Source organism: Bacillus sp. NSP9.1 (assembly GCF_000465465.2).
GTDB lineage: Bacteria > Bacillota > Bacilli > Bacillales > Bacillaceae > Bacillus > Bacillus sonorensis_A.
Genome location: NZ_CP048273.1, coordinates 3958375 through 3983791, shown reverse-complemented (window position 1 = coordinate 3983791; position 25417 = coordinate 3958375). Strand labels below are relative to the sequence as shown.

General features: G+C 44.7%; 14 protein-coding genes, 4 tRNA genes, 1 rRNA gene, 4 pseudogenes and 2 other annotated features. Of the genes and pseudogenes, 19 read left to right on the top strand and 4 right to left on the bottom strand.

Annotated features, from left to right (window positions below; genetic code table 11):
- Positions 1-151: 151 nt before the first annotated feature.
- Together M654_RS24005 and M654_RS24230 are read right to left on the bottom strand one after the other, a co-directional pair.
- Positions 152-1207: a response regulator gene (locus tag M654_RS24005; protein WP_256860239.1), complete on the bottom strand. Its 1056-nt coding sequence runs from the start codon at positions 1205-1207 to the stop codon at positions 152-154.
- 135 nt (positions 1208-1342) lie between these two features.
- Positions 1343-2023: pseudogene (locus M654_RS24230) on the bottom strand (sensor histidine kinase); the annotation flags it as partial.
- Between the two features lie 1398 nt (positions 2024-3421).
- Here M654_RS24230 and M654_RS20630 point away from each other — a divergent pair.
- The 8 genes and pseudogenes from M654_RS20630 to M654_RS20595 all read left to right on the top strand — a co-directional run.
- Complete coding sequence (locus tag M654_RS20630; RefSeq protein WP_026586033.1) at positions 3422-4489, top strand: response regulator; 1068 nt, start codon at positions 3422-3424, stop codon at positions 4487-4489.
- Between the two features lie 262 nt (positions 4490-4751).
- Positions 4752-10664, top strand: coding sequence for a SpaA isopeptide-forming pilin-related protein (locus tag M654_RS20625; RefSeq protein WP_026586034.1), 5913 nt, complete (start codon positions 4752-4754; stop codon positions 10662-10664).
- A 100-nt stretch (positions 10665-10764) separates the two neighbouring features.
- Positions 10765-11397 carry a class A sortase gene (locus tag M654_RS20620; RefSeq protein ID WP_026586035.1) on the top strand — a complete coding sequence of 211 codons (633 nt, stop codon included), beginning with the start codon at positions 10765-10767 and terminating at the stop codon, positions 11395-11397.
- A gap of 656 nt (positions 11398-12053) precedes the next feature.
- Positions 12054-13468, top strand: a pseudogene (locus tag M654_RS20615) (sugar porter family MFS transporter).
- A gap of 616 nt (positions 13469-14084) precedes the next feature.
- A tRNA-Arg gene (locus tag M654_RS20610) sits at positions 14085-14161 on the top strand.
- A 10-nt stretch (positions 14162-14171) separates the two neighbouring features.
- Positions 14172-14245 (top strand) — tRNA-Gly (locus M654_RS20605).
- 575 nt (positions 14246-14820) lie between these two features.
- Positions 14821-15261, top strand: a pseudogene (locus tag M654_RS20600) (ABC transporter transmembrane domain-containing protein); the annotation flags it as partial.
- Positions 15257-15796 (top strand): annotated as a pseudogene (locus M654_RS20595) (preprotein translocase subunit SecY); the annotation flags it as partial. The pseudogenes M654_RS20600 and M654_RS20595, both read left to right, overlap by 5 nt.
- Here M654_RS20595 and M654_RS20590 read toward each other — a convergent pair.
- A complete protein-coding gene (locus M654_RS20590; RefSeq protein WP_236251234.1) occupies positions 15766-16344 on the bottom strand; it encodes an urea transporter in 579 nt (192 codons plus the stop codon). The pseudogene M654_RS20595 and the gene M654_RS20590 sit on opposite strands and share 31 nt — an antisense overlap.
- 580 nt (positions 16345-16924) lie before the next feature.
- Positions 16925-17264, top strand: a sequence feature (most likely nonfunctional fraction of RNA operon).
- A gap of 15 nt (positions 17265-17279) precedes the next feature.
- Positions 17280-17542: a sequence feature (23S ribosomal RNA rRNA prediction is too short), on the top strand.
- A 67-nt stretch (positions 17543-17609) separates the two neighbouring features.
- On the opposite strand from M654_RS20590, the gene rrf reads away from it, so the two are divergent.
- The 8 genes from rrf to tsaD all read left to right on the top strand — a co-directional run bounded on the left by rrf (position 17610) and on the right by tsaD (position 21735).
- Positions 17610-17725, top strand: a 5S ribosomal RNA gene (rrf, locus tag M654_RS20585).
- Between the two features lie 15 nt (positions 17726-17740).
- Positions 17741-17817 (top strand) — tRNA-Met (locus tag M654_RS20580).
- Between the two features lie 39 nt (positions 17818-17856).
- Positions 17857-17933: transfer RNA gene (locus M654_RS20575), tRNA-Asp, on the top strand.
- Positions 17934-18096: 163 nt separating this feature from the next.
- Entirely contained in the window at positions 18097-19071 is a 975-nt protein-coding gene (gene thiL, locus M654_RS20570; protein ID WP_026589791.1) for a thiamine-phosphate kinase, read from the top strand.
- A gap of 16 nt (positions 19072-19087) precedes the next feature.
- The gene (gene tsaE / locus M654_RS20565) at positions 19088-19564 is read left to right on the top strand and encodes a tRNA (adenosine(37)-N6)-threonylcarbamoyltransferase complex ATPase subunit type 1 TsaE (protein ID WP_026589790.1); all 477 of its coding nucleotides are present in this window, start codon (positions 19088-19090) and stop codon (positions 19562-19564) included.
- A complete protein-coding gene (gene tsaB, locus M654_RS20560; protein WP_026589789.1) occupies positions 19545-20237 on the top strand; it encodes a tRNA (adenosine(37)-N6)-threonylcarbamoyltransferase complex dimerization subunit type 1 TsaB in 693 nt (230 codons plus the stop codon). Before tsaE ends, tsaB begins: the two co-directional genes overlap by 20 nt.
- Positions 20238-20249: 12 nt before the next feature.
- Entirely contained in the window at positions 20250-20708 is a 459-nt protein-coding gene (rimI, locus tag M654_RS20555; protein ID WP_026589788.1) for a ribosomal protein S18-alanine N-acetyltransferase, read from the top strand.
- Positions 20698-21735 carry a tRNA (adenosine(37)-N6)-threonylcarbamoyltransferase complex transferase subunit TsaD gene (tsaD, locus tag M654_RS20550; protein ID WP_026589787.1) on the top strand — a complete coding sequence of 346 codons (1038 nt, stop codon included), beginning with the start codon at positions 20698-20700 and terminating at the stop codon, positions 21733-21735. The genes rimI and tsaD overlap by 11 nt, the downstream gene beginning before the upstream one ends.
- Positions 21736-21966: 231 nt before the next feature.
- Here the strand turns inward: tsaD and M654_RS20545 are convergent, their stop codons facing one another.
- A complete protein-coding gene (locus M654_RS20545; RefSeq protein ID WP_026589786.1) occupies positions 21967-23895 on the bottom strand; it encodes an ABC-F family ATP-binding cassette domain-containing protein in 1929 nt (642 codons plus the stop codon).
- 147 nt (positions 23896-24042) lie between these two features.
- Between M654_RS20545 and moaC the strand changes: the two genes are divergently transcribed.
- The 3 genes from moaC to M654_RS20530 are packed head-to-tail and all read left to right on the top strand — an operon-like array spanning position 24043 to position 25412.
- The gene (gene moaC, locus M654_RS20540; protein WP_026589785.1) at positions 24043-24555 is read left to right on the top strand and encodes a cyclic pyranopterin monophosphate synthase MoaC; all 513 of its coding nucleotides are present in this window, start codon (positions 24043-24045) and stop codon (positions 24553-24555) included.
- Positions 24552-25196 (top strand): redox-sensing transcriptional repressor Rex, encoded by a 645-nt coding sequence (locus M654_RS20535; protein WP_026589784.1) that lies wholly within the window; start codon positions 24552-24554, stop codon positions 25194-25196. The genes moaC and M654_RS20535 overlap by 4 nt, the downstream gene beginning before the upstream one ends.
- Before the next feature lie 42 nt (positions 25197-25238).
- Positions 25239-25412, top strand: coding sequence for a twin-arginine translocase TatA/TatE family subunit (locus tag M654_RS20530; protein WP_026589783.1), 174 nt, complete (start codon positions 25239-25241; stop codon positions 25410-25412).
- Positions 25413-25417: the final 5 nt, after the last annotated feature.

Here is a 25417-nt window from a genome sequence, read left to right as displayed (position 1 = left end):
GTTTAAAGCGATGCGCGGAGAATCGCATGGATGTCATCTTTGTTCACTGGATGATAAGAGCTGACATTTTTCAATTGAGAACAGTTTTCTACTAAAATATATAAAATGTAAGGAAAAACCGTTTTTCTTAAAAATCATTCCGTAGGGCTGTTTAAATCGATTTTACTATTTTACGATGTTCTGCTGCCGTTTCATTGATATGAATGGTCATCGAAACGACGGTTCCTGCATCCGGAGCGCTTTGAATCTCAAGCTCGCTTCCGCAAAAGTGCTTCAGTCTCTGATTGATGTTTTTCAGGCCGACGCTTTGGCTTGAATTCGAATCAAAAAGACCATTCAGCTTTTCCGGAGACATGCCGATTCCGTTGTCTTCCACTTTGATCAAATACCGGGTGTCGCTTTCTTTTTTGGCCGTCACCTTCATCCAGCCTCCGCCCCTTTTTTTGCTGATGCCGTGATGGACGGCATTTTCCACCAGCGGCTGAACCATGAGAGGCGGGAGATTGAAATCAATGTCTTGATCAATATCGAAGATGACTTCGAGCCGATCACCATAGCGCGTTTTTTCGATAGAAAGATAGGAGCTGACAATCGACAGTTCATTCCGGAATGAACTGATGGCAGATGTATTTTGAAAATCAAAACTCTTTCTTAAATAGTTTGTAAATTCAGCCGTTACCTCACGCGCTTTTTCAATATTGATGTGAGTAAGGGAAATGATTGTGTTTAATACATTATAAAGAAAGTGCGGATTGATCTGCGACTGGAGAAACGCCATCTCCATATTTGTCGCTTGATTGGCTGTATGTTTCATCATGATCAGGTTTTTGATGCGCGCCGTAAACTCAGAGTAATTGTAAGGCTTTTGCAAAATGTCATTCGCGCCTGAATGAAAGGCCTTGAATTTGTCATAATCAATGATCGCCGCCGTTATGATGAGGACGGGGAGATCAACCAGGCTGAACCGTTCACGGATTTTCATGCAGACGTCGAAGCCGGTCATATCAGGCATCATCAGATCCAAAATCACGAGATCAAGCTTGGAGCGGGAAACGACTTCCAATGCCTCTTTTCCGCTTTTCGCAGCTATCACATTATAGGGGACACCTTCAAGCATATCGGCTAAAATTTTTAAGCTCTCGATGTTATCATCGACAATCAGAACCGTTGCGGCGTCAACTTTCTTGGAATAGTAAGGCGTATTCATTGCAACATCTGAAGTCGCTCTGACGGATGGTAATTCAGACGGCTCAGACTTATTGACGGGCAAATCGCCATCCTTTGCAACAGGCAGTGTGAAATGGAAGGCGGATCCTTTTCCGATTTCCGATTCAACCCATATGTCCCCGTTTTGCAGTTTCACCAGCTGTTTAACAATGCTTAAGCCGAGTCCGGACCCGTCATTTTGATGTTTTTCATTCTGCTGAAAAGACTCAAATATCGTTTGACGAGCTTTCTCAGGGATGCCGACACCGGTATCGGCTACCGTTATTTTGATCATGCCGTTATGCGACATATTGGCAGAAAGCGTGATTTGTCCTTCCGGCGTAAATTTAATCGCATTGTCGACCAGATTGGTCATGATTTGCCGGAAGCGGTTTTCGTCAGCATAAACGGGAGGTAGACCGGCTGGAATATGACGGATGATATCCAGGTTTTTATTTTTGGATAAAAGCCGGTAGAAGTCCATTTCCGTATCAATCGCCGAATCGATGTCGACGGGAACCGGGTGAATCGTGAGTACGCCCTGTTTCATTTTTTCCAAATCAAGAATATCATTCACCAGACTTGACAGCCGGTAGCCCATGCGGATGACCAGCTGGACATTGTCTTTTTCTTCTTCTACCGTTCTCTTTCTTCTGCCTGCCAATAATGTCTGACATATATTAATAATGCTGTTCAGCGGTGTTTTAAACTCATGCGATGTTTTAGCGATAAACTCATCCTTTGATCGATCGGCGATAAGCAGTTTCCGGGACAATCTTTCATTATCGCGGAAAGCGCCGGCAAATTGCTGGGCCATCAAGAGAACAATCATGATTAAAGCAATGACTGACGGCAATGAATAAATCGAGTTGAATGAAAAGACCGCTTTGCCGGTGTATGCGGAAATCGTCGTTAAAATGATATACGCGCTCATCGATAAAGAAGCGAGTGTCAGGTACAGGCCTCCTTCCATTTTTCGAACGGCGGCAATCGCAAAAATATAGGTAATATAAATGAGAGTCGTCACAGCAAGAACGGAATGCAAAATATATGAGAGACGATCGGTGTAATCGATGGTTATCAAATCATTGGCCAGCACCAACAGAGAGAAGGCGGTCGCAGCGATTAAAAACCGTTTTGAGACAATCTCCCTGTACCCATAATAGAGATAGAGAAAGACCGCAATGCTGGCAAACACCGTTGTGATCGCACGAAAAGGACTCAACACAGAAGTTGAAACGGACGGAAAGAAGAGAAATATCATCCGTTCTTTTCCTATCAGCAAAATGATGAACGAAAAGAGAAGACACATCACAGAAAAAAACAGCAGATGCTTATCCTTTCTTCTGTGCAGGAAAAAGCCCAAAAAGTATAAACCTGTAATGAAAAATGCCGTGATCATAACAGCATCATTCAGGAAAGAAATTTTGCTTTCACGCAGGATTTGTTCTTGGGTCCCAAAAGTCAACGGCTTTGCGATTCCCCATCCGGGCACTTTTGCGAAATTTGAAAATTGCACAATGAGTTCATTTTCGCCCCGGTGAATCGTGAAAAAGCTTGTATACGGTTTGTTTTGCGCCGGAAAATCAGCTTGGTCGGATGGGGTTCCGCTTTGCCCGATTAATGTTCCGTTGAGATAGATGCGATTTGCATTGTAAATAAATGAAGTGCTGAGTCCGAACGTTTGCTTATCCTGATCTGTGCGGATGGTCAGTTTGTACGTGCCGTAGTCCACATTTTCTTCCGGTTTCAACAATTTGACATTGCTGGGGACATCAACAAATACCGGATTTTTGCCTTTTCCTGAGTGAATGGCTTTCGGCGACAGAAGCTGATTTTTGTATAATGTCCACTCCCCGTTCAGCTCCATGTTTCCGTCTTTTTGAAAATCCCAGTTTTCAAGGTTGATCCTTCCTTGACTGGCTTCGGGATATTTTGTCTCCGACAGCGAATTAACGGCTACGAAAATAAAAAAGAAGGCAGCATATCCTAGAATAATTGAAATAAAAATGAATACCTTTTTCAAACAGCAGCACTCCTTATCCTGATTAACTTCTGAGCCCTTCTAAAATCCTATTTAATCAGTCATGATATTGTAGTCACATATGTTAAAAAATTTCAATCCTCTACAAAACAATCCAACTTAATAGGTCATTAGGCATGATATAATGAAATGATAATTGGGTGATTTGTATAAAAATGGGGTGGATGATTCGTGAAAGCGTTAATTGTTGATGACGAGGAACTGGCATTGCTTCATTTTAAAGTTATGCTTGAACGGACGAATTTCTTTCAATCCATTGCAACCTTTCAAGATCCGGTTGAAGTACTGGAATATTCAGTTCTTGATGTGGATGTGGTGTTTCTTGACATTGAAATGCCCGGGATCAGCGGCATTGAGCTGGCAGAAGCGCTTCAATCGATGAATGACGACATCCAAGTCGTTTTTATCACGGCCTATAATGAATTTGCTATTAAAGCGTTCGAACTGAATGCCGTTGATTATTTGCTGAAACCCGTGGATTACGACCGGCTGCTGAAGACGGTTGAACGAATCAAAACGAACGGCAGGAACTCCGCGGAAAAGACCGGAGCACACTTTTTTATTCAATGTTTTGGCAGCCTGCAATTTTACGAAGTGATCAAAGGTGACAAAACATACATGCCGGTCAAATGGAGAACGTCCAAAGCTCGTGAAGTATACGCATACTTGCTGCATCATCAAGGACGTGTCGTCAGCAAGGACACGCTGATCGACTTATTTTGGCCGAATTTCGATTTTTCCAAAGCCAGTACACAGCTTTACTCAACGATTTATCAAATAAGGAAATTAATCGGCCGGCTTCCTTTCAGCCAATCCATCGATAAGACCGAGACAGGATATATCTTGAGGTTGTCCGACGCAAAAATCGATGTCATTGAATGGGAAAAGTCGATTAAAGAAATTCCGCCCCTCAATCCATCTGCAGTCAATCGCCACATGGAGCTTTTAAAGGCATACGAAAACCATTACTTTATGGAGCACGGTTATCTTTGGGCAGAACCTGAAAAGACGCGGCTTACCCAGCTGTGGCTTGGAAAGGCTTATGAACTGATCGAGTATCTCATAGATGAAAAGCGGTACAGCCAAGCGATGGATGTATGTATGCAGATCGACAAAATAGAACCTTGTGACAGTAAAATGATGCAATACAAGATTCAATTATTTAATAAAACAGGGAAAGTGGAAGAGGCGATCAAGGAATACCAGCGCTACAAACGAATGAAGGATCAAATGAACTAAAAGGCCGGAATGTCCGGTCTTTTTTTATGTACAGATATTGTATAGTTCGATTTCATACAATGTAGTTTGGTTCGGATGAAGTCATTTCTAAAGTGGGAAAACAACGTACAACGCCTCGGGATAACCCTGATATCACCGCTCAACATTCAGCAATGATTTTAAAATACCAAATCATTCGGCAGTTAAGCCTTGTTTCAGGAAGGAGGCCGCAAGCAAAGATTCCAAGAGTATATCGATTATGGAAAAAGGAGGAATAATTATTTTGAGATCGAGAACATTGCCGTCCGGCCCAGGAAAAAGCAGAAGGCTCAAGCCGTTTTTGCTCACAGGTCTTACGCTGTTTTTTATTGTCAGCCAGGTGCTCGGCTTTTCAATGCAAATACAGGCAGCCGGCGATCCGACAAATAGCGGGTCATTCGTCGATTCTGTGACAGTCAAAAACGGCAGCGGCCAAACGGTTGACGGCTCAATCAGTGAAGAGCCCGCATTAACACCGGGGGATGAAGTGACACTGACATACGAGTGGTCACTAAAACAAGATCAGAAATCAGATTTAGGAAAAGATATCATTGTGCAGATTCCTAAACATTTCGCATTCGACCAGGATGCTGCAGGTGAAGTGAAAACAGCGGATCAACAGGTGCTCGGCAGCTTTAAAGTGTCGGCGGCAGAACATACCCTGACGGTCAAATTAAACAGCACCGCTGGCGATTTGAATGAGGCAAAAGGGGCTATCAAACTGCCTGCCAAATTTGCCGCTGATGTGAAAGCTGATGCCAAAACGGTAACAGCGTTGTTTGATTTAGGCGGCGGCAAGACCCAGCAGGTCATAATCCCATTAAAGAAAGAGGAGACATCTGACACCGGATCAGAAACAGCTGATAACGATTCTTCGGAATCTAAAGGTGGAAAGCAGGCAGCTGATCAATCAGATGAGTCAAGCGCACAGGATCAAGAAGCTTCGCAAGCAAAACCATCTGACGACTCTGAGACAGAGAGCGCAAAAGCGGCAACATTCTCAAATCAATCGGCTGGGAGCAGCCTTGCGTCCGCAGAAAATCAAATCACACAAAACATTTTGACAGGCGTTGAGTTGACGGATGAGAATGGCAATCCGTACGATCAAAGCAATCGCGCCAATACGAATTCTCCGGCCAAGATCACAATCACCTGGGCGATCCCGGATGAATTGGGCAAAACAATAAACGCTGGCGATCGCTACGAATTTGATTTGCCTAAGGAATTTATCATGCATAATGACATTACAAATCAGCCGTTGAATGCCGGCGACACCACATATGGTTCATTTTCGATCGATAGAAATGGCCATGTCGTCATGACATTTAACGACCAGGTCAAAACAGATTCAAATGTCAAAGGGACTTTGTTTGTCAACACACAGTTCAACCAGCAAAACATTAAAGGTTCAACTACGCAAAAAATTGTTTTCCCGGTTCATTCCGATACGCCGGAAGTAACGGTTTATTTTAAACCGAATGTCAGCAAAACGATTGATAAATCAGGGGCTTTGGATAAAGGCATCAACCCTGGCAAAGCGACATGGACGGTCGATATCAACAAAAAATTAGACCAGGTCAAAAATGCCAAACTCACTGAAAGCCTTCCAGAAGGATTGATCTATCGTTCGGTTAAAGTTTATAAACTTGATGTGAACATTGACGGCTCTGTCAGTCAGGGGAGTGAAATCACTTCAGGCTACAGTGTCGATGGAAATGGAAACATCACATTCGACGGGCAGATCGATTCAGCTTATCGTCTTGTCTATGAGACAGACATTGACAACAGTGCAAAACCGAGTGAAGGCGGAAATGTGACGCTGACGAACAAGGCGGCATTCAGCGGGGACAATTTGGAACCGGCTTCGGCGGAGGCCAGCCTCACTGCCAAGTATGGAAAAATGATCGACAAATCCCTGAGCGGTTACAAGGCGGATTCACAAACGTTCAGCTGGGCAGTTTTATACAACTACGGAGAAAAAACGATAGAGCAATCAAAGGCCAGCATCACCGACACGTTTGGTTCCGAAGATGTGCACCTTGTTTCGGATTCCTTGAAGGTCGTTCCGATTACCTTTGGTGAAAACGGCAGCGAGAAAGCCGGAACCCCGTTAGTGGAAGGCGAGGACTACACGCTGACAGACAATGGAAGCGGCTTTGTCGTTCAATTTAAACAAGATATCAATGGCGCATACAAGATCACTTACCAAACAGGGGTCAACAATGGAGTGATCATTGATCAAGCGACAAAATACACCAATACTGCAACGGCCGGGACAGGGGAATCAAAGGAGTCTTCAGGAACCGCCGTCCAGCAGAACCTGATCAAAGGCTATTCGAATGTTGACTATGAGAATAAGACGGTTGATTGGACGATTACAATTAATAGGAACAACTACATGATGAACAATTGGACGTTGGATGATCAATTTGTCAGCGGTGGACTGGCGCTCATTGACGGTTCACTCGCCATTCAAGATGTAACAAAGAACGCAACACTTGAGGAAGGCAAAGATTATACCTTGACAAAGAAACCTGATGATCAAGGCTTTACATTGGCATTCATCGGAGATTATGCGAAGACGGACAGCCAGTTTAAGATCACGTATAGAACGAAAATGAACGCTGATTTTTCCAATGAGAATACAAAAAATACCGCTGAGTCAACATGGACGGATCATAGCGGCACGAAACGCAAGAATAAGGAATCAAGCGGTTTTACACCGAATAACCAGACTTCCCATAATGGATTCAAAAACGGTTCGTACAATGCAGTGTCTAAAGACATCACCTGGAAAATCGGAACCAACTATAATGGAGAGTCCGCAAAAAATCCTTATATAAAAGATGTGATCGCAGACGATCAGCGATATGTTCCCGGTTCGCTTTCTGTGAAGAAGTATACGATCAATAAAAACGGCTCCATCACAGAAGGAGACGCGCTTGATCCTTCCCGATACGAGGTGGAGGAACCGTCAGCCGACAATGACCATACATTGACCGTGCTGCTGAAAACAGATGACTCTACCCCGTATCTGATTGAATTTAAAACATCACTGAAAGGAAAGGTCATTCATCAGAGCCCGTATACAAACAAGGCCACATACCATAATGAAGGTCATACAGACCGGACTTTGACAGGCTCTGTCTCAGTCGCAAACGGCGGAAGCCTGATTTTTAAAGGCGGAAAGCAGAATGGCAGCTATATCGATTGGAACATCAATGTCAACGCCAGCCAATCGACGCTGGACGATGTCAAAGTCACTGACACCCCGGATGCAAATCAAATGTTGGATGGGGATTCTTTTAAAGTTTATCAAGCCAAATACGATGAAAACGGAGTGGTCAAAGACAGCAGCGGAAATCTTGTCGCGGGCGATGTTCAGCTTCAGAAAGACAAAGACTATACATTGGACATCACAACCGATCCTGCAACGGGTGAACAATCATTTACCCTGAAATTCATAGGAAGCTACAAACAGATTGACCGCGCCTATGTCATTCAATATCGCTCCTTGATTAACATAGCGGGCACGAGCGGCCATGTCGGCAACAAAGTGTCGATTTCCGGTACGAATGTTCAAGAGCAGACTCAGGAAAACGGCAGTTCCGTCTTTGTCGTGATTTCAAGCGGCGGCGGGTCCGGATCAGGGGAGAAAGGAAGCCTGACCATCTTTAAAACAGGAGAGGACAATAAACCTCTTCAGGGAGCCGATTTTCAATTGTGGTCCAAAGACAAAAAGCAGCTTCTGCGCACAGGAACGACAGATGCCGAAGGAAAGATGACGTTCGGTAATATCCGCTACGGCACTTACGTATTAAAAGAAGTAAAGGCGCCTGAGGGATACACCATCAGCGATACTTTTGCAAACGGAGTCACTGTGGAGATTGACAGCAACTCCTCCAGTGCCGGGGCGCTGTATAAAGTCGTGAATCAGAAAAACAAGGTGACGCTTATCAAAAAAGATGAACAAAACAACCCTTTAAAAGGAGCTATATTCAAGCTGGAGAAAAAATTCAGCAACGGCACTTTTACGACGATCAGGACGAATATTACAAGCGATGAAAACGGAAAAGTTGAAATAGAAGGTTTGCCGGCTGGCGATTATCGCCTGACTGAAACCAAGGCTCCGGCAGGATATATCGTAAATACAAAAGCAATTGAATTCTCAGTCACGAAGAATGACAAGAATCAAGTGCCTGATATTAATTTGGGCCAACTGATCAATTATAAAGGCAGTGTGCAGCTAACGAAGGAAGATGGGGAAGGCCATTCGTTAGCGGGAGCAGTATTCAAGCTTGTTGATCAGGAAGGAAAAACGGTTCAGGAAAATCTGGTCTCAGATCAGGACGGGAAAGTGAAGGTTTCTGGTCTCGCGCCTGGCCGCTACGCCTTCATCGAAACAAAAGCACCATCCGGATTTGTATTGAACAGCGAAAGAAAAGCGTTCACCATCTCCGAAGTGGCTGAAGGAAAGCCGAAAGCGGCGGATGCCGGTATTTTCGTCAACTACAAAGGCTCCGTTCTTTTGACGAAGGAAGATACGGAAGGACATGGACTTGAAGGAGCCGAATTTAAAATCGTTGATGAGGAAGGAAAAACGGTTCAAGACAATCTGGTCTCAGATCAAGATGGAAAGATCACGGCTTCAGATCTCGCACCTGGCCGCTACGCCTTTATCGAAACAAAAGCACCATCCGGATTTATGTTGAACAGCGAAAGAAAAGCGTTCACCATCTCCGAAGCGGCTGAAGGAAAGCCGGAAGCAGCTGATGCCGGTATCTTCGTCAACTACAAAGGCTCCGTTCTTTTGACGAAGGAAGATACGGAAGGACATGGACTTGAAGGAGCCGAATTTAAAATCGTTGATGAGGAAGGAAAAACGGTTCAAGACAATCTGGTCTCAGATCAAGATGGAAAGATCACGGCTTCAGATCTCGCACCTGGCCGCTACGCCTTCATTGAAACAAAAGCACCGTCCGGATTTGTGTTGAACAGCGAAAGAAAAGCGTTCACCATCTCCGAAGCGGCTGAAGGAAAACCGGAAGCGGTAGATGCCGGCGCAGCCGTCAATTACAAAGGCTCTGTTCGATTAACCAAAACAGATCAAGACGGAAACGGATTGGAAGGCGCTGTTTTCAAAATCATTGATGACAATGGAAACACGATCAAAGACGGACTTGTTTCTAAAAAAGACGGTACAATTGAGGTCGCCGATTTGGCTCCTGGCCGCTACCAATTTGTTGAAACACACGCACCAGACGGCTATCTTTTGCAAACCAGCCCTGTCGCTTTCACCATCACGGCGCAAGGTCAAGGAAAGCCGGAACAGGTTGAAGTGAAGGCCGTTAATGCGAAAAACAGCGTCGTGCTGACAAAAGTTGATCAGAATGATAAACAATCCGTTCTCCAAGGGGCGACGTTCAATCTGATTGACGGAAACGGCAAAGTGCTGTTAACCGGCTTGACCACCAATGACAAAGGACAGATTACAGTCCACGGTCTTAAACCGGGCGAATACCAGTTTGTCGAAACAAAAGCGCCTGAACATTACGAGTTGGATCAAACGCCAATTTCGTTCAAGATCAAAAATACCGATACGAAACCGGTTGAAATCATCGCCGCAAACAAATTGACGCCGGGCGCCGTAAAGCTGACAAAAGTCGATCGAAACGATAAGCACACCGTTTTGGAAGGTGCCGAATTCAAGCTTTTAGACGCCGATGGAAAGCCTGTGACAACAAACGCCTACGGCAAAGACCTGCCTTCAGTCTGGAAAACCGATAAGGACGGTCAACTTATGATCGAAGGCCTTGAGCCGGGCCGCTATCAATTGGTCGAAACAAAGGCGCCAGACGGCTATGAACTGGATGACACACCGCTAGTCTTTACGATTAAAAAAGGACAGTCAAAAGCGGCTGAAGTAACGGCTTTTAATACAAAAGTCAAAACGGAACCGGTCGATAAAAACACAGCGGGTGGCAACGACCCCCGTTCTGACAACGATGGTTCAGCAAGTCATATGAAAGCAGACAAAACGCTTCCGAAGACCGGGGATACAGACAACATGATCCAGATCATGACCGGCATTCTGCTGCTTCTGGCAGGAGGAGCATTGGCCCTGCACGCAAGAAAGAGACAAAGAAACACGCAATAGGCTTTGACAGCACCTGATCACCTGAAAAACTGATCAGGTGCTTTTTTAAGAACGAGTTGCGCCGCCAGAACCAGGATTGGCGGCTGAAAGGATTTTTCACATGCTGAAAAAAATGATGATTGCTCTGTTGATTCTTTCAGGGGGGATGCTCATCTGTTCGCCCTTCATTAAAGAAAGCATCATTGGCTATCTAAGCCATCAGCAAGATTGGCCGAGCGCGGAGCAGGCGCAAAAAAATAATGAAAAAGAAGCATTGTTTGACTTCGATGCGATTCAGCCGCCTTCTTTTTTGGAAACATTAAAAACGGGTATCGATCAAAAACCGAAAGCGGTCATCGGCCGAATCACGATCAAGAGCGTCGATATCCGTCTTCCGATATTAAAAGGCACAACCAATCAAAACCTCCTCTTCGGAGCGGCGACCATGCGACCCGATCAAAAAATGGGTGAGGGAAACTACCCATTGGCCGGCCATCATATAAGGCAGAAAAGCCTTCTGTTTGGACCTTTGCTTGATATAAAAAAGGGAGCTCGAATCGTGATCACCGATTTTAAAAAAGATTATATCTACTCTGTTACTTCCAAAAAAGTGATGTCGGAAATGGACGCAGCCGTAGTGTTTGAAACAAAGGAAAAGCAGATTACACTGATCACATGCGACAAAGCAGAAAGAACCGACAGACGCCTCGTTGTGAAAGGGACATTGGTACAAGTCGCTGATCATCAAACATAAGTACGGACGAATCATTAAAGCGGAGGATGACACCGGATTGGTCGCTTAAGGCTGCGCGAATCTATGTGGTCATACACCAAGGATGGGAAATAATCCTTGGTGTTTTTTTATTTGCGGTGATTCTACAATTCACAAAGAAGTGACAAAAACATCACTACAACATAACAAAAATAAAAAATGAGGGATTGATGCCTAAAAATAAAAGAGAAAATGTTGAAAACCGGTATTAATGCCTGATATTTCTCTGTTTAGGGCGAAAAAATAATGAAAATATAAAATAATTTTCTGAAATTTGTGTTGACTGAAAGCGCTTTTAAAATTATGATAATAACAGACATCACAAAAAGATCACAAAAACATAACTACAACATAACAATCTATCAAAAAGAATGAATGGATTAGCCTCAACCGTTAAAATGAAAACGATTCCAAAAGCTGGCGGCATCATTCTTCAGCTGTGTGATGTCGGAAGAGAACGTTTTATTCTTCCGTTAACTCAGGTATCTTCTTTTTCCAATAAGAAAGGATGTTTTAAAAAGAGGAGGGGATGACTTAGGCGATGAACAAGGTTTGAATTTGGTACTTAAATCTCGATTAAGGAATGAGTTATCGATACCTTTGCAAATAAACATGACAAACAAAGGCGGGAGAAATATATGAATGAACACGGAAATCAAAAGTCATTTTTGCGCACTATTATTATCGTCTCGACATTCGGCGGGCTGCTTTTCGGATATGACACCGGAGTTATCAATGGCGCTTTGCCATACATGGCCGAGCCGGATCAGCTTAATTTAACCGCACTTACCGAAGGGCTTGTGGCGAGCTCCCTCCTTTTAGGCGCTGCACTTGGCGCTGTGTTTGGAGGCAGGCTGTCTGACTATGTCGGCCGTCGTAAAAACATTATCTTTCTTGCCGTTCTTTTCTTTATCGCAACGCTCGGTTGTACACTTGCACCAAATGTAACTGTCATGATTCTCTCTCGTTTCTTTCTGGGGCTTGCTGTAGGGGGAGCGTCTGTCACGGTGCCGACTTATTTAGCGGAAATGTCTCCTTCAGAAAGAAGGGGGCGGATGGTAACCCAGAACGAATTAATGATCGTAAGCGGACAGCTTGCTGCCTTTACTTTTAATGCCATTCTCGGCACGACAATGGGTGACAGCTCTCATGTTTGGCGCTATATGCTGGCCATTGCTGCCGTTCCCGCAATCTTTTTGTTCTTCGGGATGTTAAGAATGCCTGAAAGCCCACGCTGGCTTGTTTCAAAGGGAAAAAATGAACTTGCCTTAAACGTTTTGAAAAAAATCCGTGATGACAAGCGCGCCAACTCAGAATTGGCAGAAATTGAAACCGCTATCACGAAAGAATCGGAGATCAAGAAGGCAACATATAAAGATCTTGCGGTTCCTTGGGTGCGCCGAATCGTATTCCTTGGAATCGGAATCGCCATCGTTCAGCAGGTTACGGGTGTAAACTCCATTATGTATTATGGAACCGAAATCCTTAAAAATTCAGGTTTTGAAACGAAAGCAGCACTTATCGGAAATATTGCAAACGGTGTCATTTCGGTTCTGGCAACATTTGTTGGGATTTGGCTGCTCGGCAAAGTCGGACGGCGGCCCATGCTCTTAACTGGTTTAGTAGGAACGACATCAGCGCTTCTGCTTATTGGAATCTTCTCAACTGTGCTTGAAGGCTCAACAGCTCTTCCGTATGTTGTGCTTGCTTTAACCGTAACGTTCCTCGCATTTCAACAGGGAGCTATTTCGCCGGTCACATGGCTGATGCTTTCAGAAATCTTCCCGTTGCGCCTGCGCGGTCTTGGAATGGGAGTTACCGTATTTTGTTTATGGATCGCCAATTTCTTTGTCGGACTCTTATTTCCGATTCTTCTTGATAAAATCGGGCTGTCTTCGACATTCTCATCTTTGTTGGACTGGGAATTCTCTCGATCACATTCGTGAAAAAATTCCTGCCGGAAACGAAGGGACTTACGCTTGAGCAGCTCGAACATAATTTCCGCAACTACCAGGATGAAAATGTACAAAACAGTGTGAAAGTTAGCGGATAACAGATCAAGTAAAACAATAGCAGGTGGAATGCAGGCGGGAGAAGATGTACTCCCGCCTATTTTTGTTCAATGTATATAAGCGATCAATAATAAGAGGCGAAAACTTAAAGAGCTGGCAGAACAGCTCCGTTCGCAAGTTGGAGGTACAATCCAGCTTTTGCGGCGTGCGCACAGTTGAAAACAGCTGCCGAAAAAGATGCTGCAAAATAAAAGCTTCATTAAATGCATTGATAAGATGTGCCGCTGCCTTTGATTAGAACGTGGAACATCGGTATAATAAAAGGGAACATTTTATGAGAATAAACATATAAATAAAAGCCAAGTTGAACTTAGAGCATGAAGACTCGGAGAAGGCATGTTTATTTTGAATAAAAAAATCAAAAAAGTATTGACTATCGAATTGAGTACATGATATATTATTATTCGTCGCTGATGACAGCGGAATGATTCTTCAGATTACAACAGTTGATGTTTTTCATCTGAAGGGTGTACAAATGAATTAAAATGTGTATAATAGATAAGGCCGAAACAAAAGCCATGATCCTTACACGAAAAAATAAAAAAACCTGTTGACTTTAACTGATTTTCATAGTATTATAGTTAAGTCGCTGATAAAGCGCCCGTAGCTCAATTGGATAGAGCGTTTGACTACGGATCAAAAGGTTAGGGGTTCGACTCCTCTCGGGCGCGCCATAACAATAATGCGGGTGTAGTTTAGTGGTAAAACCTCAGCCTTCCAAGCTGATGTCGTGAGTTCGATTCTCATCACCCGCTCCATTTTTTGAAAAATGATCTTTGAAAACTAAACAAGACAAAACGTACCTGTTAATTCATTTTTAAATAAATCGCACATGCGAAAAAGGGTATCAAACATATCAATGGAACGGAAAGATCAATGATACAACCGCCCTTAAACCGGGCAAATATCATATGCTCGCTTACGCCTCTTCTAAAGGAAAATCAAGCTATGTGCTGACAGAGGAGCCGTTTATCGTCGAATAATGGGAAGCCTTGTTGAGAGTCACTCAACAAGGCTTTTTTATGTTAAAATACGGATAATCAAACCCCCTCGCGTTCACAGGAGAAGCCCTTCTCTTTAAAACGCGAAAAAATCCAATCGGAGGATTTCGCTTATATGCTTTCATTTCTCGTATTATTCGGCTTATCCTTCATGTTCAAGGTCATGTTTTTTGTTCCTTTCTCATTTGTAACTACACAAGTTACATTATGTAATAATAATAGTTACACCTCTTTCATCTGTCAACCTTAAAGTTAAATAAAAAAACGGCAGGCTTGGAAACCTTTTGCCGCCTATCTCGTAGTATGATTCGTTACAGAAAGGAGGCAAGCAAATGAAAACAGAGAACAAACCAACCAGCATAAAACCGTTCTTCTCATTGATTCTCTCATCCAACGTCCCTAAACTCGCATTAGCAATCGGCTTAAGCACAAGCCTGATTACGACATTGGTGGGGCTGTCCATCCCGCTTTTAACGAGGGAAATGGTTGACGGCTTTTCCGCCCAATCGATCAACATCGCCTTAGCGGGAATCCTCGCGCTCGTTTTTATCATTCAAGCGATTTGCGACGGGTTTTCCACCTATTTTCTTGCCTATGCCGGGCAAAAAGTCGTCGCTTCCTTGCGTGAGCGGATGTGGTTTAAATTGCTGCGACTCCCCGTTCGGTACTTTGACGAAAAGACGAGCGGCGAAACCGTCAGCCGCGTTGTCAATGATACCGGCATCGTGGAAGACTTAATATCCGACCATTTTCCGCAATTCATTTCAGGGATTCGGTACTTATTTGACCATTGCGATTGTGCTGACTGCCGGAACTGCTTTTTTAATGTGGCTGGGAGAACAAATTACGTCCCATGGAGTTGGTAATGGAATATCGATTATCATCTTCGCCGGTATCGTTGCCGGTATTCCGCAGACGGTCAATCAGATCTACGCTCAGCAGTTTACAGACGCTGGAGATCAGTTGTTCTTGCAAATCTTAAAGGTTGTCATCATATTGGTTGCGATTGTGGCGATTGTCGTTGGCGTGATTTTTATCCAACAGGCAGTAAGAAAAATCTCAATTCAATATGCGAAAGGTTCAGGCCGTTCACCGGTTCCTGGCGGTCAGTCAACACACTTGCCGCTGAAGGTTAACCCGGCGGGTGTTATTCCGGTTATCTTTGCTGTTTCGTTTATCATTACACCGCGGACCGTGGCTTCATTCTTTGGTACCAACGATGTGACGAACTGGATCCAAAAAACGTTTGATTACACGCATCCGGTTGGAATGGCGATCTATGCAGCACTGATGATAGCAACTGCATTTCCGATAACTGTATATAGTCCTAGTTTTCTTCCTGCCCAACATACGGCGAGGAATACTAAAATCCCAGATACTGTGTTACTAAGAAAAAATACTTGTCCAATTCCATGAAAGACCCCGTCTATTAAATTGACTTCACCTGCTGTCTTTAGTTCCCAGTGTGTTAAATCCTGAGGTACCAGGGCAGAACTTAATCTAATCCCTTTTAATTTGTATGAAGCTAATAATATAAACCATGTCAGGATAACAAAGGGGAATGTAAGAATTGGAACTTCGGTTCTTTTCGTAAAATGCATCATGGCGGCTGTGAAGATGGCTGCTGCGGCTGCCCCAATTAAAGCGATAAGCCACATGTAAGGGCCAGTTAAGAATGATGCCAATGCCATTCCAGTTAACACAGAATTATATCCTAACAAACCCTGATTTATATTCTTTTCATCTGCCGCCCCCAATTTCCCTGCTAAGGTGCCGATAATAGCGGACAACAGAGCAATTATGCCTAAATAATAAGAAGAAACAGTGATGGCTATCAGAATTAGAAAGCCGGTCATTACATTCTCAATCAGGATGACTTGAGAGATGCCTTTGAGAGAAGCTGTTATTAAAGGGAAAAACACCCCCTCGCTTAATAAATGATGCTTGTTTTTTTGCATCATGTATCATCTCCTTCTTTTCAACTTAAATATCTACAGTATATCATATGTAAATTTTTAAATATATAAATTGACATATATGTAAGAAATGATATACTCATTTCAAATGGAAGCGGGGAATCAAGTATATTTTCAGTTTGAATAACAGGTGGCCAATCTTATCCTGTATTTGTGAAGGTAAATCCAATGGTTTCCAGCATGGTTTTTTGGCAGTTGTCTCTTTGCACAACAGGCAGGAAACACTTGATTTTTAGGCGCTGTCAGGTCGGAAATATGAATATGAAGAAGAGAAATTGTTTGGTTTCTATGAAGATGAAGAATGATCTTAATATAAAAACCCACTTATAGAGTGGGTTTTTATATATTGTGGGAATATCAAAACAGCCGGACCATAAAGCACACTCTTTTCTTGTTGATGCAAAGAGCCCTCCGATCTTATTCTAACAGTGATGCATGCCATCCTCTCTCTTATAAGCCCTCGATCGATTAGTATCTGTCAGCTCCATGTGTCGCCACACTTCCACCTCAGACCTATCAGCCTGATCATCTTTCAGGGATCTTACTTCCTTAACGGAATGGGAAATCTCATCTTGAGGGGGGCTTCATGCTTAGATGCTTTCAGCACTTATCCCGTCCGCACATAGCTACCCCGGGGATAACAGGCTTATCTCCCCCAAGAGTCCACATCGACTGGGAGGTTTGGCACCTCGATGTCGGCTCATCGCATCCTGGGGCTGTAGTCGGTCCCAAGGGTTGGGCTGTTCGCCCATTAAAGCGGTACGCGAGCTGGGTTCAGAACGTCGTGGGACAGTTCGGTCCCTATCCGTCGCGGGCGTAGGAAATTTGAGAGGAGCTGTCCTTAGTACGAGAGGACCGGGATGGACGCACCGCTGGTGTACCAGTTGTTCTGCCAAGGGCATCGCTGGGTAGCTATGTGCGGACGGGATAAGTGCTGAAAGCATCTAAGCATGAAGCCCCCCTCAAGATGAGATTTCCCATTCCGTTAAGGAAGTAAGATCCCTGAAAGATGATCAGGTTGATAGGTCTGAGGTGGAAGTGTGGCTACACATGGAGCTGACAGATACTAATCGATCGAGGGCTTAACCAAATGAATGTCTTACGACACCGTTATCTAGTTTTGAGAGAACACCTCTCAAATAAGGTTTGGTGGCGATAGCGAAGAGGTCACACCCGTTCCCATGCCGAACACGGAAGTTAAGCTCTTCAGCGCCGATGGTAGTTGGGGGCTTCCCCCTGTGAGAGTAGGACGCCGCCAAGCCGAACTTCATATTATCGCGGGGTGGAGCAGTTCGGTAGCTCGTCGGGCTCATAACCCGAAGGTCGCAGGTTCAAATCCTGCCCCCGCAACCAAATTTAAATTAACAGCCAAAATGTTAAACATAACGAAATGGTCCGGTAGTTCAGTTGGTTAGAATGCCTGCCTGTCACGCAGGAGGTCGCGGGTTCGAGTCCCGTCCGGACCGCCATGTTGTACACAAACGAAATCGAGATATTTCGTTTTTTTTTATGTCTTCTTTCCCATCATTTTTAAAGCTTGGCTCTGCCAAGCTTTCTTTATTGCAGTAAATTCGATAAACTAGTGATAGTATTTGATTTGCCGCTTTTAACAGCAAAGGAGCATGTTATCTTATGGATGAATTTGAGCTGATTCACAAGATTGCGCCCCGTTCGCTTTCTCATCAGGAAATCGAAATCGGCATTGGAGATGATGCCGCTGTTTACCATTCAAAGAACGGATATCAGGAGATTGTTTGCCTCGATACCATGGTCGACGGTGTCCATTTTCTTTCCTCGCATTCAACACCGGCTGAAATCGGCTATAAAGCATTGGCTGTGAATATAAGTGATGTTGCTGCTATGGGAGGCTTTCCGAAATTTTATCTCGTTTCAATCGCCGTCCCTTCCGGATGGAACGACGCGGATATTGAGGCGATGTATGAAGAAATGAACCAGCTGGCGAAACTATACCAAATGGATTTAATCGGCGGTGACACCGTAGCGACGAACGGACAAATGGTGATAACCGTAACGGTGATCGGTGAGATCAAAAAGGGCACAGCCTGCCTCAGAAGCCACGCTCAGCCGGGGGATGTCGTCTTTGTAACAGGGGAACTCGGTTCATCAGCGGCCGGGCTGTCCTTTTTATTAGAGAAAATACCGGTCAAAGATGAGCGGCAGGCGCAATATTTTATTGCACGTCATAAAAGGCCGACACCGAAAGTCGAAGCCGGTTTAATTTGTTCGCGCTATCAACATGTGGCGCTTAATGATATCAGCGACGGACTTGCCAGCGAGCTCAATGAAATTGCTGAAGCAAGCCGTGTTTCAATTGACATATATCAAGATTTAATCCCTGTACATTCAGATTTACATACACTGCACAACGGATGGGAAGAGTGGGTCTTGTTCGGCGGCGAAGACTACGAACTTGTCGGTACGATTTCAAGCGATCAGTGGGAGCATTTTTATGAAGAATGCTCTAAGCATCGGATCCCGGTTTGTCAAATCGGGCGCATTCGTCAATCCGGGGATGCCCAAGTTTTCTATCACAGCGGACAAGATTGCGTACTCCTTGAGAAAAAAGGATATAATCATTTTAAATAAGACAGGTGACATAAAGGTGAAAACAGTAGAATGGAAAACGACAGAACCTGAACAGACAAAAGACATTGCCAGATTGACTGCAAGATACGTTCAGCCTGGCGATGTCATGACATTAGAAGGCGATCTTGGAGCCGGGAAAACGACTTTTACGAAAGGGTTTGCGGAAGGACTCGGCATCCAGCGGGTTGTCAGCAGCCCGACCTTCACCATCATAAAAGAATACCGCGACGGCGCTCTTCCCCTGTATCATATGGATGTTTACAGAGTTGAAGATGAGGCCGAAGATCTCGGACTAGATGAGTACTTTGAAGGAGACGGCGTCTGCCTAGTGGAGTGGGCCCATCTGATTGAGGAGCAGCTTCCGAAAGAACGGCTTGACATCGTCATCAAACGGATAGGTGATGATGAGAGAAAACTGACCTTTTCTCCAAGAGGCGCCAGATACGAAAATCTTTGCAAGGAGATAAGCGAACATGACGATACTTGCGATTGATACATCCAATTTAACGCTTGGTGTTGCCTTAACAAGGGATGGAAAGGTGATGGCCGAGCATATTTCCCATTTGAAAAAAAATCATTCGGTCAGGGCAATGCCGGCGATTGATGAGCTGTTGAAGGAATGCGGACTTGAGCCAGGGAACTTGAGCAAAATTGTCGTTGCCAAAGGACCTGGATCTTATACAGGCGTCCGGATTGGCGTCACGATAGCCAAAACGCTTGCCTGGTCGTTAAATATTCCGGTTGCAGCTGTTTCCAGCCTTGAGGTGCTGGCTGCGGGCGGCCGTTTTTTCTCCGGACTGATTTGTCCATTGTTTGACGCAAGACGCGGACAGGTTTATACAGGGCTGTATCAATATGATCAAAACTGTGTATTGCGGGCTTTAAAAGAAGATCAAAATATCCTGCTTGAAGATTGGCTTAAACAGCTGAAAGACATGGAGCAGCAAGTCCTGTTCCTGGGCCATGATACGGACATCCACAAAGATTTGATTAAGCAGATAATGGGCGACCAAGCGGTGATTGCAGGGCCTGCCCTGCAGCTTCCGCGTCCTTCTGAGCTGGCATTGATCGGAGAGCTTAAAGAGCCTGAACCTGTACACGGCCTTGTTCCAAACTATATTCGGCTGGCCGAAGCGGAAGCTGTTTGGCTGGAAAAACAAAAATAAACGGGTGAAGCCATGAATACACAAATGGTCATACGTGAAATGACGCCAAAAGACGTGGATCAAGTGTTTGAAATTGAAAGGCGCTCTTTTTCATCACCGTGGAAAAAAGAGTCTTTTCACCATGAGCTTGATCACAATATGTATGCACATTACCTTGTTCTTGAAATCGAAGAACAAGTCATTGGCTACTGCGGCATCTGGATCGTGATGGATGATGCACAGATTACGAATATTGCCGTTTCACCTGAACACAGGGGCCGCCGTTTTGGCGAGGCTCTGTTAAAAGCCGCCATGAAGCTGTGCCGGATGAAAAAGGCGGAGCAGCTTTCATTAGAGGTGAGGGTATCGAATCATATTGCGCAAAGCTTGTACCAAAAACTCGGTTTTCAGCCGGGAGGCATTCGCAAAAATTACTATACTGATAATGGAGAAGATGCGTTGATCATGTGGGTGAGACTAAATGAATCATAAAAAAGATCTGTATGTATTGGGAATTGAGACAAGCTGTGATGAAACCGCCGCAGCGATTGTGAAAAATGGAACAGAGATTGTCGCTAATGTTGTCGCATCGCAAATTGAAAGCCACAAGCGGTTTGGGGGCGTTGTTCCGGAAATCGCGTCCCGTCATCATGTGGAGCAAATCACGATTGTGCTGGAGGAAACTCTTTCACAGGCGGGAATGGATTTTGATGACATTGATGCGATTGCGGTAACGGAAGGACCCGGTCTTGTCGGCGCACTATTAATCGGGGTAAATGCGGCAAAAGCGCTGAGCTTCGCCCGCAACATTCCGTTGGTAGGTGTTCACCATATTGCCGGTCATATATATGCGAACCGTCTTGTTCAGGAAATGGATTTTCCGGCGCTTGCACTCGTCGTCTCCGGAGGGCATACAGAACTCGTGTATATGAAGGAACACGGATCGTTTGAAGTCATAGGAGAAACGCTTGATGATGCGGCGGGTGAAGCCTATGATAAGGTAGCGAGAACAATGGGGCTGCCATATCCGGGAGGTCCGCATATAGACAAGCTCGCACATCAGGGTGATGCAAACGTGCCATTGCCGCGTGCATGGCTTGAAGAGGGCTCATATCATTTCAGCTTCAGCGGACTTAAATCAGCGGTTATCAACACGCTTCACAATGCTTCGCAAAAAGGTGAAACCATATCGCCGGAGGATTTATCCGCAAGCTTTCAAGAAAGCGTCATTGATGTGCTCGTAACCAAAACGGAACGTGCGGCAAAGGCTTATGGCGTCAAACAGGTTTTGCTGGCCGGAGGGGTTGCGGCAAACAAAGGGCTTAGAACGGCGCTTGAACAGACATTCAGCAACCATCCGGAGATTGAGCTTCTGATTCCGCCTCTTTCGCTATGCACAGATAATGCAGCGATGATCGCCGCGGCAGGAACCGTCGCTTTTGAAAAAGGAATCAGGGGAAGATATGATATGAATGGCAACCCCGGCCTTGAGCTGACTTCTTATCAAAACCTCACGTAAGTGGGGTTTTTTTACGCGGTAAAAGTTATTAACAAATTATTAACACACATCCACAGCCTTGTGTATAATTTAATAAAGCCTATTTTATAGACCTTTTTTACTTGTTGATAATGTGTATAAACATTATGTTTTTTGTGGATATTGTGGGTAAAACGTTTTCTTTCTTAATAACAAAGGTTTTCTTTTGTGGACAAAAAACCGCTTCATAATATGAAGCGGTCTGCTTTTCATTTATTCATTTGTAGAAAGTGCTTCCCATTCCGATAACAGCTGTTCAAGCTCGAGGTTGAGCTTTTCGTTTTCGGAGTGGATATCCTGAACTTTTTCATGGTCTTGAAAGACATCCGGTTCACAAAGAAGTTCTTCATTTTTTTCGATTTGCCCTTCGATACCCGTAATTCTTGTTTCGATTTCTTCAATGCGGCGCTGTCGCTGTCGTTCTTTTCTTTTCCATTCCTTTTCTTCTTCATAGCTGCGTTTCGCGCCCGCTTTTTCAGAAGCTGTTTTCTTGGGCTCATCTGCTTTTTGTTTTTCCAGCTGTTCGAGCTCAAGCTGCTGTGCTTTTTTTTCTGTGTAGTAATCGTAGTCTCCCAGATACTCCTCGATTTTTTCAGGGGAGAGCTCAAATACTTTCGTAGCGATTCTATTGATAAAATAGCGGTCATGAGACACGAATAATATCGTTCCCGGATAATCGATCAAAGCGTTTTCCAATACTTCTTTGCTGTCTAAATCAAGATGGTTTGTCGGTTCATCAAGAATAAGAAAATTGGCTTTTTGGAGCATCAGCTTGGCGAGAGCGAGCCGCGCTTTTTCCCCGCCGCTTAAAGCGTGTACCGGCTTTAACACATCGTCTCCGGAGAATAGAAAGTTGCCGAGACAAGTTCGAATGTCTTTCTCATTCATCTCGGGATAGTCGTCCCAAAGCTCGTCGAGCACGCGTTTTGACGATGTCAGTTCAGCCTGTTCCTGATCGTAGTAGCCGATTGTGACATGCGAGCCTGTCGCAATCGCTCCCGATACAGGCTTCAGTTTATCTACCAGCGTTTTAAGCAGAGTCGATTTGCCGATTCCGTTTGGTCCGACGAGCGCCACACTTTCACCGCGGGTAATGTGGAAATCGAGCGAGCGGAGAAGCGGGGGCTGATCCTGATAGCTGACGGTTAAATCCTGAACCCGCAGCACATCGTTTCCGCTTTGCCTTGAAATGTCAAAGCGAAAGGACGCCGACTTTTCATCACCCAGCGGTTTATCCATGACTTCCATCCGTTCAAGCTGCTTTCTTCTGCTCTGTGCGCGCTTTGTCGTTGAAGCCCTGGCTAAATTGCGGTCGACGAAGTCCTGCAGCTTGGCGATTTCATCCTGCTGTTTTTCATACAGCTTCGTTTCTTTTTCAAGATGCTCTGCCTTCAATTTAAGATAAGAGCTGTAGTTTCCGATATATTTTTTGCTCTGGGAGCGGGAAATCTCGTAAACTTGTGTGACAACTTTATCGAGAAAGTATCTGTCATGGGACACGATTAAAATCGCTCCGCTGTAGTTTTGCAAATATTGTTCAAGCCATGTCAGCGTGTCGATGTCCAAGTGGTTCGTCGGCTCATCGAGAATGAGGAGATCGGGCTTTGTCAAAAGCATTTTACCGAGAGCGAGCCGCGTTTTCTGTCCTCCGCTCAAGTCCTGAACGCGGGCGTTATCATCAAACCCGGCAAAACCAAGTCCGTGCATGATGGATCTGACTTCGGCTTCATATTGGTAGCCGCCCTTGTCTTTAAACTCCTGCTGCAGCCTGTCATAAGTTTTCATTAAAGAGTTCAGCTTGCCCGGATCAGCATGCGCCATTTGCTCTTCGATCGAACGCATCTCTTGTTCCATTTTCTTGAGAAATTCAAATACCGACAGCAGTTCTTCCTTAATCGTCAGCTTTGAATCAAGCCCTGAGTGCTGGTCCAGGTAGCCCATCGTTAAATCTTTCGGCTTGATGATTTCACCTTTTTCATATGACAGCTTTCCTGCGATGATTTTTAAGAAAGTCGATTTTCCGGCTCCGTTGCGTCCGACGATCGCAATCCTGTCCTTTGATCTGACTTCCAGCTTTATATTCGTTAAAATAGTATCAGCCCCAAACGATTTTGCGAGCTGATTGACTTGCAAGATCATCATGATATTTCACCTCTTGTCTGCTATTTTAAGTGTAGCCTATCAACCGGCAGTCAGCAAACAATTAAGTGAAGTCTGGAAGATTTTAACCAAAAGAAAAAGACAGAACGAAAAAAATAGTGTATGATCGTTATAAGGAGAGTTTTGATCATGAATGAATTTACACATTTTAATGAACAGGGCAGAGCGAGGATGGTTGACATCAGTGAAAAGGAAGCTACAGTCCGCACCGCAGTAGCCGTCTCAAGTGTGTCCATGAATAAAGAAGTACATGAAAAAATCAACAACCGGGAAATCGGGAAAGGCGATGTGCTGGCAGTGGCTCAGGTTGCCGGAATCATGGCGGCAAAACAAACTTCCGCCATCATCCCGATGTGCCACCCGATCGCGCTCAAGGGAGTTGATATTGCCTTTCGGTGGGAGGAAAAAGAACAGAAAAGCGTGCTGCATATTCAATCTAGAGTCAAGACGAGAGGGAGTACAGGTGTGGAAATGGAAGCGTTAACTTCCGCCTCCGTCTGTGCGTTGACCGTCTATGACATGTGCAAAGCGGCGGATAAGGGAATGGTGATAGGACCGACATGTCTTCTCGAAAAGACTGGCGGGAAAAACGGTGACTACAAAAGGGAAAAAGCTGATGTAAACATGGAGGATCGTCTATGAACATGGATCATTCAAAAATTCCGCAAGCGACAGCAAAACGGCTGCCGTTATATTATCGTTTTCTAAAAAACCTTCATGCATCCGGAAAACAGCGTGTATCATCCGCTGAGCTGAGCGATGCCGTCAAGGTCGATTCCGCTACCATACGCAGGGATTTTTCCTACTTTGGCGCCCTCGGCAAAAAAGGTTACGGCTACAATGTCAATTATCTGTTGTCCTTTTTCAGAAAGACGCTTGATCAGGATGAAATGACAAACGTAACACTCATCGGTGTGGGGAATTTAGGGACAGCCTTTCTCCATTACAATTTCATCAAAAACAACAATACGAAAATTGCCATGGCTTTTGACATCAATGAGAATAAAATCGGCACCGAGGTGGGCGGCGTTCCGGTCTATGACTTAAACGCCCTTGAAGAACATATGACGGATGACATTCCCGTCGCCATCTTGACGGTTCCGGCCCAAGCCGCGCAATCCATCACAGACAGGCTGGTCGCGCTGGGCATTAAAGGGATTTTAAATTTTACGCCGGCTCGTTTGAATGTGCCGGACCACATTCGAATTCATCATATAGATTTGGCGGTTGAACTGCAGTCACTCGTGTATTTTCTGAAGCATTATTCAATGAATGACAAGTGAAAAACGGGAAGCTTAAAAGTAAAGGAAAGGGGGCAGGCATTGATGCCAATCGGTCCTGGAAGCTTTATTTTAATCGTCGTGGTGGCGCTTTTAGTATTCGGCCCGAAAAAACTTCCGGAGCTTGGAAGAGCGGCCGGAAATACGCTGCGGGAATTTAAAAATGCGACAAAAGGGTTGGCTGACGACGATACGGATAAAAAGAAGGAAGATCAGTAAGATAG

Bases quoted from the DNA above. Each gene is read 5' to 3' on its own strand.
- M654_RS24005 (WP_256860239.1), bottom strand. From the start codon at position 1,207: ATGAATACGCCTTACTATTCCAAGAAAGTTGACGCCGCAACGGTTCTG.
- M654_RS20620 (WP_026586035.1), top strand. From the start codon at position 10,765: ATGCTGAAAAAAATGATGATTGCTCTGTTGATTCTTTCAGGGGGGATG.
- M654_RS20590 (WP_236251234.1), bottom strand. From the start codon at position 16,344: ATGACCGGCTTTCTAATTCTGATAGCCATCACTGTTTCTTCTTATTAT.
- thiL (WP_026589791.1), top strand. From the start codon at position 18,097: ATGGATGAATTTGAGCTGATTCACAAGATTGCGCCCCGTTCGCTTTCT.
- tsaB (WP_026589789.1), top strand. From the start codon at position 19,545: ATGACGATACTTGCGATTGATACATCCAATTTAACGCTTGGTGTTGCC.
- rimI (WP_026589788.1), top strand. From the start codon at position 20,250: ATGAATACACAAATGGTCATACGTGAAATGACGCCAAAAGACGTGGAT.
- tsaD (WP_026589787.1), top strand. From the start codon at position 20,698: ATGAATCATAAAAAAGATCTGTATGTATTGGGAATTGAGACAAGCTGT.
- M654_RS20545 (WP_026589786.1), bottom strand. From the start codon at position 23,895: ATGATGATCTTGCAAGTCAATCAGCTCGCAAAATCGTTTGGGGCTGAT.
- moaC (WP_026589785.1), top strand. From the start codon at position 24,043: ATGAATGAATTTACACATTTTAATGAACAGGGCAGAGCGAGGATGGTT.
- M654_RS20535 (WP_026589784.1), top strand. From the start codon at position 24,552: ATGAACATGGATCATTCAAAAATTCCGCAAGCGACAGCAAAACGGCTG.
- M654_RS20530 (WP_026589783.1), top strand. From the start codon at position 25,239: ATGCCAATCGGTCCTGGAAGCTTTATTTTAATCGTCGTGGTGGCGCTT.